We start from the raw sequence: 11,545 nt of genomic DNA, 5'->3' as shown, positions 1-11,545 counted from the left end.
GGTCCCCCTACGCGGGCTCGAAGCCGATCAGCCAGTGGAGCCCGAACCGGTCCACGACCTGCCCGTCCGAGGCGCCCCACGGCCGCTCCTCCAGCGCCTCGACCACGCATCCACCGTCGGCCAGGCCGTCGAACCAGGCCCGCAGCGTCGGCTCGTCCGCCGTCCCGAGGAGCGAGAGCATGAGCCCCTCGGTCCGCACACCCGGGACCCCCGCATCGGCGTCGGCACCGCGGAGGTGGACGACGCCCGTCAGCTCGCCGTGGGCGATCGCGTCCCCGGGCCCATCGGTGCGTCCGAACTGCGCGCGCGTGTAGAGCGCGAGGTCCCCGCCGAAGACGCCGTGGTAGAAGCCGAGGGCCTCGCGGGCGTTGCCCGGGAACAGGACGTAGGGCACGGGAGGTGCAGACATATGCCACAGGCTAGGCCCCGCGCGGCCGGCGGGACAGCCCCGGCGCGGCGGGGCGGCGGAGGAGGCCCGCGGCGAGGCGGCGCGCGAGGCCGAGCTGCTGGGCCGGACTCGGGTGGGGCAGGTAGGCGTGGGTGAGCGCGGTCGCGATGGCCGGCAGCGCCGCGGGGTCCGGGTAGGCCAGGTGCAGGGCTTCCCAGCGCGGGTGGAATCTGGCCTTGAAGGCGTGCAGCGTGCGGAAGCCGTAGGCAGGCTCGAGGAGGCTCCCGAGCCAGCGGAGCACGCCGTCGAGGGCGGAGCCCGGTGCGGGGACGGTGCCGCTGCGGGCCAGCGGCGCGCCGGAGAGGCTGAGGGTGTGGAAGCCCTGCTCCTTCAGGTCCAGCGCCGCGGAGGCGATGAGGAACTCGATGGCGGGCCGGAAGCCGGTGCTGCGGCGGCGCATGAGGTCCAAGGTCCAGCCGGTGACCGTCCCGCCGGCGTGGATGGGCAGCCAGGAGGAGACGGCGTGGACCGTGCCGGCGGCGTCGAGGGCGAGCAGGAGGCGGACGGCGGGATCCTTCATCTCCTCGGCGCCACCGAGGGTGAACCCCATCTCGGGCAGGCCCTTCTCCGCGATCCATGCGGCGGAGATCGCCTCGATCTGCTCGCGCTCGTCCGGGGTGGCGTCCGCGTAGGTGGTCCAGTGGGCGCGGATGCCCTCGCGGTGGGCACGGTTCAGGGCGGTGCGGGTGTTCTGGTGCCTCCGGCCGGTGAAGTCGAGGGCGTCCAGGTCCAGGACCGCGTCCTCGGCGATCTGCACCGTGGCCCAGCCCAGGGCGGCGGCAGTGCCCCTGGTGTGCTCCGGGACCGCGTAGAGGCAGGGCGTCCAGCCGTTGGCCGCGGCGTACACCGCGAAGGCCGCGAGCTCCTCCTGCTCCTTCCCGGCCGGGCACACCGGAGGGCCGAGGGCGAGGGCAACACCGGCGTAGGGGCGGTAGGCGATGTACCCGGTCCCGTCCGAGGTGAACCAGTACCGGTTCCCGGCCCACGTGGTCATCCACTGCAGGCTGCACGTCCCGCCGGCCGCCGCCAGCAGGAGGGCGGCGCGCTCCCGGTCGCCGGCCGGGGCGCGGACGGCGGACCTGAGGAAGGTGCCCAGGGCGAGCGCGCCGGCGGTGGCCCAGAAGAGGATCCCGACTCCCTCGTAGAGCACCGTGGCCGGGAGGGTCTCGGGGACGAACGCCGGCGGGGTGTCCGTGAGGTAGCCCAGCGGGAGGAACCGGTCGGGCAGGTCCGCCAGGAGATCAAGCGGCCGCGGCGGGTCGGAGAAGTCGCTGGCCAGGGCCAGGCCGGCGCCGACGTAGAGCAGAGCCAGGGCTGCTGCGGTCCCGGCGAGCCGGGCGGCGAGCCTCCGGTAGGTCCCGCGCGGCGCACGGACCGCGAACTGGGCCCGCGTCGCCACGAGGAGCCCGGCGAGGGCGGCGGGGGTGAGCAGGGGCAGCACCAGGGCGAGCTTGTTGCGGAACGTCCCCACGTGCACCGCGCCGAGGCCCTGCGCCGCAGCGCTGCCCGAACCGGCAGGCGCCAGGGCGGCGACGATGTCCACGACTGCGACGGCGGCCAGGGCGCACTCGACGGCCAGGGCCACGGCCCAGGCCGCGCGCCGGCCGCGGCGGATCCCCTCGGCGAGGAGGAGCAGCAGGACGGTGGGCAGCACGGCCATGAACACCGCCCCGGCGCCCGCGCGCTGCTGCAGGAGGGCCGCGGCGCAGCGTCTGGCCGCGGCGGGATCCGAGCACAGGGCCTGCACCGCGTCCGGGTCCACCGGCTGGAGCCCGGTGAACACCAGGTGCAGGACCGCGAGCGGGCCGGCGGCATGCGGCTGCATCCCGGCGATGACCGGGCCGACCGCGGCAGCGCCCACCGCGACCGCGATCAGGGTGCGCGACTCCCGGCGCGAGACCGCCGCAGGCCACAGCCGGGGCCTGCGACGGTGCAGGGCCGGTCCGAGGACCAGCCCGGCAACGGCGGCGAGGAACCTGATGAGGTCTGCCAGGGAGCCGCCGTAGAGCAGGAGCAGAGCCGTGAGCACCAGCACCGCCAGCCGGATCCTGCGCCGCCACAGCGGCCCCATGCCCGCGGTGGCGGCCATCAGCGCTCCGAGCGCCATCGCGCTGGGGCCCGCGAAGGAGTGCCTGAGCAGCTGCGAGGACCAGGCTCCGCCGGCGGCCCGCAGCCCGTGGGCCAGGGCTGCGCCGGCGAGCACCGCCGCCACATGGGTGCCGAGGGCGGCGGCTGCGAAGCGCCGCGGCCCCAGACGACGCTCGGCGAGGGCGCCGGCGGCCAGCAGGAGCACTGCGCCGAGGAGGACCACAGGCACGGTCTGCGGCCACAGGGCACTGGCAAGCACCGCCCACCACCGATCCGGGAACGAGTGCGGCGTCACGGCGATCCCGTGCGCGTCGACCCACCCCAGCGCCCGGGCTCCTCCCGCGGCCAGGAAGACGGCGGTCAGGAGCACCGTGACCGGGGCCCCCCGCAGCGCCGATCCGAGGCGCGACAGCGGCAGCGGGAGCGAACGGCGCATGGCGGCCTTCTCCCCTCTGACCCGGGACTCCTAGGGGCAGTAGAGCGGGCGCCCCGTTGCCCCTGCGTTACCGTCCCTCCTCCGCCGGGGGCGGAACGGTCCCGGTAACGGCCGCGCAACGTGCCTTCGGCTTCACTCGTGCCCACCGACGCGCCCACGACGGAAGGGCAGCCATGGGACCGCTCACTGCGTTGGACCTCGTCCAGGGCCCCCTGGCGACGACGGCCGCCCTGCTCGCCCTTCCCGCTGCGGCCTTCCTGCTGATCGGCAGGTGGCGCCGGGGCGCGCTGTTCCCGCTTGTCGCTGCTGCGCTCGCGGCGGGGATCGCCTACGGAGCAGGGGAGTGGGCCATGTCCTCGGGCCTGAGCACGCACCCGCTGCCCCTGCCGGTCCTGGGCTGGATCGCCGCGGCGGCCGGCGCCCTCCTCCTCGCGGCCGGCGGGATCTACCGCGGCCGGTGGCTCCGGCGCGTCCTCGGCCCGGTCGCCGCGGTCCTCGTCGTGGCCGCGGCTGCGCTCCAGATCAACGCCTACTACGGCTTCTACCGCACCGTGGGGGACCTCGCCGGGGCAAGTACGGCCGACATCGCCCCCCTGACCGCCGCCTCCGGGGACGCCCGTGCCGCCGCGCCGCAGCCCGTGCCCCTGTCCAGCTGGGCGCCGCCGGCGGACATGCCCGACCACGGGCAGGTGCGGTCTGCCCGCATCCCGGGCACGGCCTCCGGCTTCACCGCGCGCCGCGCCTACGTCTACCTCCCGCCGGCGCACGCCGTCCGGCGGCACCCGGCGCTGCCCGTCCTCGTCCTGGTGGCCGGCCAGCCGGGGTCGCCGGCCGACTGGCTCACCGCAGGCCGCCTCGAGCACGTGCTCGACGCCTTCGCGGCGGCGCACCGGGGCCTGGCCCCCATCACGGTGGTCGTCGACCCCAACGGCGCGCTCACGGCCAACACCATGTGCATGGACTCGCGCATCGCCCGCGCCGACACCTACCTCGCCACCGACGTGCCCGCCTGGATCGCCGCCACGCTCGATCCCGCGACCGACCACACCAGGTGGGCGATCGGAGGCTTCTCCTTCGGCGGCACGTGCGCCATGCAGATGGCAGCCCTCCACCCGGGCACCTTCCGCAATGCCCTCGTCTTCAGCGGGGAGGCCGAGCCCGCCCTCGGCCGCAGCCGGGCCGCCACCATCCAGCAGTCCTTCGGCGGGGACACCGCGGCCTTCGAGGCCCTCACGCCCCTCCACCAGTTCAAGAAGCGGCACTACCACCACTCCTGGGCCTACTTCGCCGCGGGCGCCGAGGATGCCGAGTTCACGGCGTGCATGCACACCGTAGCCTCAGCGGCGGCCCATGCGGGGATGACGGTCCGGGCAGAGGGGATCCCCGCCGTGGGCCATTCGTGGAGGGTGCCCGCCGCCGCGCTGGGCCCGGCCCTCGACTGGCTCAGCGGCCGACTCGCGCTCGCGCCCTGACGCCGGTCGCCTACCGGACCGCTGCGCCCGCGTGCTCGAGCAGCAGGCGGGCCACCTCGTCGGCATCCCGGTACATGAGCGAGTGCGGGGCGCCCTTGATCACTGCGGTGCGGGCGCGCGGGGCGGCGTGCTCGAGCAGGCGCGACCACGAGGGCGGGGAAGTGGGGTCCTTCTCGCCGGCGATGAGGAGCAGGTCCGCCTCGACGTGGCGGATGCGCTCCTCCATGCGGTGGTCCATCATCTCTCCCAGGGTCAGGGCCCACCACCGCGGGCCGCAGAGGGCGTAGTCCCGGGCGAGGATCGCCTTGAGGCCCCACGGCTCGATGAGCCCGTCCTGCAGGAGGCGCAGCGCCTGGCGGGGGACCGTGCGCTCGCGTTCGTTGACGGTGGGGGCCAGGAGGGCTGCCCTGCTGACGCTGGGCCGCTGGAGCGCCATCTCCACGACCACCTGGGTGCCCATCGAGTGGCCCACGAGCATGGGGCTCTCGCCGCACACGCTCTCGAGGACCCTCCACGTGGCGCGGGCGAACTCGCCCATGGACAGGGGCCGCTTGGGCTCGAGCTTCTTGCCGTGGCCGGGCAGCTCGATCACGTGGACCCTGCCGGCGGCGGAGAGCCGCTCCGCCAGCGGCCGGAAGTAGGCGGCGGAGGCGCCGATGCCGTGGACCAGGACGAACTCGCCGGGGCCCTTGCCCGCGCCGCGGATGCGGAAGGCGCCGGGGCCGGCGAATTCGAACAGCTCGCCGAACGGCTTGGGCACGGGCACTCCTTCTCGGATCAGGGCCCCGTCATAGTACAGGCCCCGGCTGGGGGACGCGCCCAGCCCGGCCCCGGGCCGGAATCACCCCAGATGTGCGGCCTTCACCGCGGGCGGCGTGGCGCCCTGGAGGACCCAGCGGTTGCCGTCCGGATCGGCCACGTGGGCGAACAGCACCCCGCCCAGGTCCTGGGCCTCGCTGACCTCCGCCCCGCGCCGGAGGAGCTCCTCGCGGACGGCGGGCAGGTCCGGCACCACGAGCTGCAGGCCCTCGAGGCAGCCCGGGGCCATGCCGGTCAGGCCCGTGCCGATCACGATCGAGGCCGCCGAGCCGGGCGGCGTCAGCTGCACGACCCGCATCCCCGGGATGTGCTCCACATCGTGGTCGAGGACGAAGCCCAGCTTCTCCGTGTAGAACGCCTTGGCCCGCTCCACGTCCGCCACCGGTACCTGCACGACTTCGAGGCGCATCTCCATGGAGCCAACCGTAGCCTCACCCGCCGTCGGACGGCCCCGCCACGAGGGCGTACTTCACCACGTCCCCGCGGCCGCATCCCGGTCAGGACGCTAGTGGGGCATGGTGCTCCAGATGACCCTCGTTCCGCGGCCGCGGGCGCTCTCGATGCTGCTGGTGCCGCCCAAGGAGGCTGCCCTGCGGCGGATGTTGGCGAGTCCGCTGGTCCGCTCCGGGCTGTCGAAGCCCTGCCCGTCGTCCTCGACCACCACCCTCACCCCGGCGTCGGCCACCGTGATCGCCACGGTGACGTGCTCGCCGCCGGAGTGCTTCGCGGCGTTGCTCACCGCTTCGGTCACCACGGCCAGCACCTGCCGCGCAATGGGGGAGGGGAGGGTGCTCAGGCGGCCCTCGACGTTGACGGTCGGGGTCATGGAGCTGTCCCGGAGGGGCTCGTGGACGGCTTTGAACAGCGCCTGGCCGAGGTCCTCCCGGCCGGTGTGCTGCGCCTGGAGCGAGTAGATCGTGGAGCGGAGCTCGCGGATGCTGTCGTCCAGCTCCTCGGTCAGCCGGTCGATGCGGGCCTCGGCCGCGGGGCCCGTGGTGAAGTGGCGCAGGCTCTGCACGCTCAGGCCCGCCGCGAACAGCCGCTGGATGACCAGGTCGTGCAGGTCCTGGGCGATCCGGTCCCGGTCGACCGAGAGCAGCGCCTCCTCGCGCTGGCGGTGGGCGACGTTCAGCTCGAGGGCCAGCCCCACGTGGGAGCCGAAGGCCGCCCCGTAGTGGTGGTCCGCCTGCGAGAAGGCCCTCCCGCCTGCCTGGTGAGCGAGCAGGAGCAGCAGGTTCTCCTCGGCCGAGCGGCGGCCCAGCGGGATCGCCAGGACCTGCCCGAGCTTCTCCGCGGCACCGGGGCCGAAGACCTCCTCCGGCTCCCGCAGGACCGCGGGCCGGCCCTCTTCCGCCGCCGCGCGGAGGCTCTCGGAGAAGCGGAGGCCCTCCCCGGCCGCCAGGGCCACGGCTCCGACGGCGGCCCGGACCTCGAGGGCTCCATCTTCGGAACGGGCGACGACGGCGAGGAGGCAGTCGGAGGCTGCGAGGGCATGCTCGGCGACGAGGGCGAGGTCGTCCGTGGAGCTGGGGGAGTTCTCCATCATGAGGGACTCGGAGGTCTCGATGCCTGCCTCCAGCCAGCGCTGGCTCCGACGGCTCTCCTCGTAGAGGCGCGCGTTCTGGATCGCGACGCCGGCCGCGGCCGCGAGGGTGGACGCCAGCTCCTCGTCCTCGTCGGTGAACTCCTCCCCGTCCTCCTTCTCGATGAGGTACAGGTTCCCGAGCGCCGAGTCCCGCATCCTGATCGGGACGCCGAGGAAGCGCAGCGGCGGGCCGTCCTCGGACATGCCGTCCGCGAGCGGGTGCCGCCCCAGGTCCCGCAGCCGCGGCAGCTCGGCGTCTTCGACCGGCTCGCCCAGCGCGCCGTGCCCGATCAGGCGCGCGGCGTCCTCGTCGGGGCCTACGGTGATGAAGTCGCTGAGCAGGCCCTTGTCATCGATCACGCCGATCGCCGCCGAGCGCGCCCCCACGATGTCCGCCGCGGACTGCGCCACGCTCTCGAGCACGTACGGCAGGCTCAGGTCCTCCGTCATCGACACGATCGCGCCCATGAGGTTGTTCATGTGGCCCTGGACCCGCAGCAGCTCCTGGGCGCGCTCGATGAAGTCGCTCAGCAGCTCTTGGGCCTTCCGCGGCCATCGCTGGGGCATCGACGCATCCTCCTCGACATGTCGGAAAGCTCAGACAGGGCGCGCTGCTTGACCCGGACGGCCCCAGACTGTCCAGTCCGGGCCGCACCCCTGAGTCTGGTCGACGCACTGCCGCTACGCCAGCCGTCCCGTCACAATGCTTTCCGGGCGGGGCCGCGGCCACCGCGGGAGGCGAGGGGCGGTCGCACGGCGACGGGCCGGCGTCGTGCGCCGGCGTCCCCCGCGTCAGGCGTGCTTGGCGGGCTCGATCTGGTCCACGGCGGACCGGATGCCCTCGAGGAAGCCGATCACCGTCTCCGCCTCGTCCTCGCTCAGGGCGCCGGCGGCGGCGATCATCCGCTCGTGCATCGCGCCGAGCGTCTTGCGGACCTCCTCGTCCGAGCCCGGGGTGGGCCGGAGCACGAGGGCTCGGCGGTCCGTGGGGTGGGGCTCGCGGCGCACGTGGCCGCTGCGGACCAGACGGTCGATGAGGCTCGTCATCGAGGCGGAGGTGATGCCCAGGCGCACCGCTAGGTCCTTGGGGCTGAGCTGCTGCCCGCGGGAGTCCGCCTCGAGGAGGTAGCGGAGGGCTAGGAGGTCCGTCTCGCCCATGGACATCGAGTCGCGGGTGCGGCGGCGCATCGCGGATTCGGCGGCCTTGTAGTCGCGCAGCGCGTTGAGCACGCGGACTGCCCGCGCCTTCTGCGCCGTGTCCTGCTCGTACCAATAGCCCGCGGCGTGGCGCGTCTGCATGCCAACCCTCCTCCGATAGCTAGACGATCTAGCAATTCATCATAACCTCAATCTCCGCTTTCCCCGCCGGCTCGACGTGAAGCATGTCATGGCATATAACTAGCTAGGCTAGCTACTAATCAACGAGCCTAGCTTCCAAAGGAGACCGGCATGCTGCTCGATCCGATTGCCCCCGCTGAGACGGCCAACCCGTCCGGCGCCCCCGTCCACTGCCAGGAGCCCATGCGGCTCGCTCCCTCGGCCGGCGCCTCCCCGATGCATGGGGAGGGGACCCCGCTCGAGTGGGGCTGCCGCTGCGGCTTCCGCCTCGACGCCGGCCTCGTGCCGCTCCCGTTCGCCGGACCGCACGACGCGCGGGCGGTGGCCCCGTGACCCCGGCCCGCCTCGTGCTCGAGCACCTCTCCGTGGCCGACGCCGTCGCGGCCCGCCACCGCTACCCAGGCCACGACCCCGAGGACATCCGGCAGGTGGCCCGCATGGGGCTCGTCATGGCCGCCAACCGGTACGAGGAGAGCCACGGCAGCGGGTTCGCCGCCTTCGCGGTGCCCACCATCACCGGCGTCATCAAGCACCACGTCCGGGACACCTCCTGGGCCGTGCGCCCCCCGCGCCAGGTGCAGGAGCTGCGCCTCGAGGTCAACGCCGCCCGCCGCCGGCTCTCGCAGGAGCTCGGCCACGAGCCCACCGCACAGGAGCTGGCCCGCGAGACCGGTGCCAGCGCCGAGCGGGTCGCCGAGGCCCAGACCGCCAACGCCGCCCTCGCCGCCGTGCCGATCCAGCCCACGGACCCGGACGACGGCCAGCCGGTCCACGCCTGGTCGGTCCTCTCCGCGGTCGAGGAGGGCTACGAGCAGGTCGAGACGCGCGAGGAGCTGCGCGGCCTGCTCGCGGTCCTCAGCGACGAGGAGCGGCGCCTCCTCGTGCTGCGCTTCGTGGACGAGATGAGCCAGAGCGAGATCGCCAAAGTGATCGGGGTCAGCCAGATGCAGGTCTCCCGGCTCCTGCGCCGGATCCTCGACCGAGTGTGGCGCCGGGCCGCCGAGGAGGCCCTCAGCGGGGACGCCGCCTGAAGATGTGTCACAGGCGCCCCGCTTGGATAAAGGTCACCTAGACTTCGCGGGGGATGCCCCCACCCGGCCCGCACGGGCCGCACAGCAAGGAGCTTGCACCATGGAGAAGGACATCTGGCCAGGTACGGCCTACCCGCTCGGCGCCACGTTCGACGGCACCGGCACGAACTTCGCGATCTTCAGCGAAGCCGCCGAGAAGGTCGAGCTGTGCCTCTTCGACGAGGAGCGCAACGAGCAGCGCTTCGAGCTGACCGAGGTGGACGGGTTCGTGTGGCACTGCTACCTGCCGCACGTCCAGCCCGGCCAGCTCTACGGCTACCGCGTCCACGGCGGCTACGACCCCGCCACCGGGCAGCGCTGCAACCCCAGCAAGCTGCTCCTGGACCCCTACGCCAAGGCCGTCATGGGCCAGCCGGACTGGGCCCAGCCCCTCTTCTCCTACAACTTCGGCGACCCGAGCAGCCGCAACGACGAGGACTCTGCCCCGCACATGATGCTCGGCGTGGTCACGAGCCCCTTCTTCGACTGGCAGGGCGACTCCCAGCTGCGGGTGCCGTACCACCGCACCGTGGTCTACGAGGCGCACGTCAAGGGGCTCACCGAGCAGCATCCCGAGGTTCCCGAGGAGCTGCGGGGAACGTACGCAGGCGTGGCGCATCCCGCCGTCGTCAATCACCTCACGAAGCTCGGCGTGACCGCACTCGAGCTCATGCCCGTGCACCAGTTCGTGGACGACTCCACGCTGCAGGACAAGGGCCTGCACAACTACTGGGGCTACAACACCATCGGCTTCTTCGCCCCGCACGCCGGGTACGCCTCGAGCGGCGACACCGGCCAGCAGGTGCAGGAGTTCAAGGCCATGGTGCGAACCCTGCACCGCGCGGGCATCGAGGTGATCCTCGACGTGGTCTACAACCACACCGCCGAGGGCAACCACCTGGGCCCCACCCTCTCCTTCCGCGGCATCGACAACGGCGCCTACTACCGCCTCGTCGAGGACGACCTGCAGTACTACATGGACTACACGGGCACCGGCAACTCCCTCAACGTCCGCCACCCCCACTCGCTGCAGCTCATCATGGACTCGCTGCGCTACTGGGTCACCGAGATGCACGTCGACGGGTTCCGGTTCGACCTCGCCGCGACGCTGGCCCGCGAGTTCTACGACGTGGACAAGCTCTCGACCTTCTTCGAACTCATCCAGCAGGACCCGGTCGTCTCCCAGGTCAAGCTGATCGCCGAGCCGTGGGACGTGGGCCCCGGCGGCTACCAGGTGGGCAACTTCCCGCCGCAGTGGACGGAGTGGAACGGCAAGTACCGCGACACGGTCCGCGACTTCTGGCGCGGCGAGCCCTCCACCCTGGGCGAGTTCGCCTCCCGGCTCACCGGCTCCGCGGACCTGTACGAGAACAGCGGCCGGCGCCCTGTCGCCTCGGTCAACTTCGTCACGGCGCACGACGGCTTCACCCTGCGCGACCTCGTCTCCTACAACGAGAAGCACAACGACGCCAACGGCGAGGACAACAACGACGGCGAGAGCCACAACCGCTCGTGGAACTGCGGCGCCGAGGGCCCCACGGACGATCCGGCGGTGCTCGAGATGCGCGCCCGCCAGCAGCGCAACTTCATCGCCACGCTCCTGCTCTCCCAGGGCGTGCCGATGATCGCCCACGGCGACGAGCTGGGCCGCACCCAGCAGGGCAACAACAACGTCTACTGCCAGGACAACGAGCTCTCCTGGATCGACTGGGCCAGTGCGGACAACCCCCTCGTGGAGTTCACCGCCGCCGTGACCCGCCTGCGCGCCGAGCACCCCACGTTCCGCCGCAGCCGCTTCTTCGACGGCCGGCCGGTGCGCCGCGGCGAGGGGCAGCCCCTGCCGGACATCGAGTGGCTCGGGACCGAGGGCGCGCCCATGGTCCCCGAGGACTGGGACGAGGCCCTGGGCCGCAGCGTGGGCGTGTTCCTCAACGGGCACGGCATCCACGGCCAGGACATGTACGGACAGCCGATCACTGATGCGCACTTCCTCCTGTACTTCAACGCGGACGACTCCGACGTGGACTTCTGCCTCCCCGGGGAGGAGTACGCGCCCGGCTGGGACGTGCTGCTGGACACGTCGGGCCAGTCCGCGGGGGAGAAGGAGATCAAGGCCGAGGAGATCCTCACGGTGCCTGCGAAGAGCCTGGCCGTGCTCCGGGCGCACGAGAACCACGGCGAGGAAGTGGACCACTCGGTGGCGGCATCCCTGGCCGCCCAGGCCGGCTCCGCGACCACGAACCAGCCGTCCATCAGCACCGCCGGCCAGTAGTCTCCGGCCCAGCGAAG

The 11,545-nt window shown here is 73.0% G+C and carries 10 protein-coding genes; 4 read left to right on the top strand and 6 right to left on the bottom strand.

The features are described 5' to 3' along the window. Positions 1 to 7: 7 nt before the first annotated feature. On the bottom strand, positions 8 to 409 hold the full coding sequence (locus J2W20_RS02440; protein WP_307004243.1) for a VOC family protein: 402 nt from the start codon (positions 407 to 409) through the stop codon (positions 8 to 10). A 10-nt stretch (positions 410 to 419) separates the two neighbouring features. Continuing rightward, positions 420 to 2,972, bottom strand: a complete 2,553-nt coding sequence (locus J2W20_RS02435; RefSeq protein WP_307004241.1) for a bifunctional lysylphosphatidylglycerol flippase/synthetase MprF — start codon at positions 2,970 to 2,972, stop codon at positions 420 to 422. Positions 2,973 to 3,145: 173 nt separating this feature from the next. Between J2W20_RS02435 and J2W20_RS02430 the strand changes: the two genes are divergently transcribed. Continuing rightward, positions 3,146 to 4,444, top strand: coding sequence for an alpha/beta hydrolase (locus J2W20_RS02430; protein ID WP_307004239.1), 1,299 nt, complete (start codon positions 3,146 to 3,148; stop codon positions 4,442 to 4,444). 10 nt (positions 4,445 to 4,454) lie between these two features. Here the strand turns inward: J2W20_RS02430 and J2W20_RS02425 are convergent, their stop codons facing one another. The 4 genes from J2W20_RS02425 to J2W20_RS02410 all read right to left on the bottom strand — a co-directional run bounded on the left by J2W20_RS02425 (position 4,455) and on the right by J2W20_RS02410 (position 8,147). After that, a complete protein-coding gene (locus J2W20_RS02425) occupies positions 4,455 to 5,204 on the bottom strand; it encodes an alpha/beta fold hydrolase (protein WP_307004237.1) in 750 nt (249 codons plus the stop codon). A gap of 81 nt (positions 5,205 to 5,285) precedes the next feature. After that, positions 5,286 to 5,678, bottom strand: coding sequence for a VOC family protein (locus J2W20_RS02420; protein ID WP_307004234.1), 393 nt, complete (start codon positions 5,676 to 5,678; stop codon positions 5,286 to 5,288). 90 nt (positions 5,679 to 5,768) lie between these two features. Continuing rightward, positions 5,769 to 7,415, bottom strand: a complete 1,647-nt coding sequence (locus J2W20_RS02415; RefSeq protein WP_307004232.1) for a GAF domain-containing sensor histidine kinase — start codon at positions 7,413 to 7,415, stop codon at positions 5,769 to 5,771. Between the two features lie 225 nt (positions 7,416 to 7,640). After that, positions 7,641 to 8,147 (bottom strand): MarR family winged helix-turn-helix transcriptional regulator, encoded by a 507-nt coding sequence (locus J2W20_RS02410; protein ID WP_307004230.1) that lies wholly within the window; start codon positions 8,145 to 8,147, stop codon positions 7,641 to 7,643. Positions 8,148 to 8,297: 150 nt separating this feature from the next. Here J2W20_RS02410 and J2W20_RS02405 point away from each other — a divergent pair, with 150 nt between their 5' ends. The 3 genes from J2W20_RS02405 to glgX all read left to right on the top strand — a co-directional run bounded on the left by J2W20_RS02405 (position 8,298) and on the right by glgX (position 11,528). Next, positions 8,298 to 8,519, top strand: coding sequence for a hypothetical protein (locus tag J2W20_RS02405; protein ID WP_307004228.1), 222 nt, complete (start codon positions 8,298 to 8,300; stop codon positions 8,517 to 8,519). After that, positions 8,516 to 9,217 carry a sigma-70 family RNA polymerase sigma factor gene (locus tag J2W20_RS02400; protein WP_307004226.1) on the top strand — a complete coding sequence of 234 codons (702 nt, stop codon included), beginning with the start codon at positions 8,516 to 8,518 and terminating at the stop codon, positions 9,215 to 9,217. Before J2W20_RS02405 ends, J2W20_RS02400 begins: the two co-directional genes overlap by 4 nt. Positions 9,218 to 9,317: 100 nt before the next feature. Further along, positions 9,318 to 11,528: a glycogen debranching protein GlgX gene (glgX, locus tag J2W20_RS02395; protein WP_307004223.1), complete on the top strand. Its 2,211-nt coding sequence runs from the start codon at positions 9,318 to 9,320 to the stop codon at positions 11,526 to 11,528. Positions 11,529 to 11,545: the final 17 nt, after the last annotated feature.

It is taken from the genome of Sinomonas atrocyanea (assembly GCF_030812675.1).
In the GTDB taxonomy this organism is placed as follows: domain Bacteria; phylum Actinomycetota; class Actinomycetes; order Actinomycetales; family Micrococcaceae; genus Sinomonas; species Sinomonas atrocyanea_B.
This window is presented reverse-complemented; position numbering and strand designations above follow the sequence as displayed.

Bases quoted from the DNA above. Each gene is read 5' to 3' on its own strand.
- J2W20_RS02440 (WP_307004243.1), bottom strand. From the start codon at position 409: ATGTCTGCACCTCCCGTGCCCTACGTCCTGTTCCCGGGCAACGCCCGC.
- J2W20_RS02435 (WP_307004241.1), bottom strand. From the start codon at position 2,972: ATGCGCCGTTCGCTCCCGCTGCCGCTGTCGCGCCTCGGATCGGCGCTG.
- J2W20_RS02430 (WP_307004239.1), top strand. From the start codon at position 3,146: ATGGGACCGCTCACTGCGTTGGACCTCGTCCAGGGCCCCCTGGCGACG.
- J2W20_RS02420 (WP_307004234.1), bottom strand. From the start codon at position 5,678: ATGGAGATGCGCCTCGAAGTCGTGCAGGTACCGGTGGCGGACGTGGAG.
- J2W20_RS02415 (WP_307004232.1), bottom strand. From the start codon at position 7,415: ATGCCCCAGCGATGGCCGCGGAAGGCCCAAGAGCTGCTGAGCGACTTC.
- J2W20_RS02410 (WP_307004230.1), bottom strand. From the start codon at position 8,147: ATGCAGACGCGCCACGCCGCGGGCTATTGGTACGAGCAGGACACGGCG.
- J2W20_RS02405 (WP_307004228.1), top strand. From the start codon at position 8,298: ATGCTGCTCGATCCGATTGCCCCCGCTGAGACGGCCAACCCGTCCGGC.
- glgX (WP_307004223.1), top strand. From the start codon at position 9,318: ATGGAGAAGGACATCTGGCCAGGTACGGCCTACCCGCTCGGCGCCACG.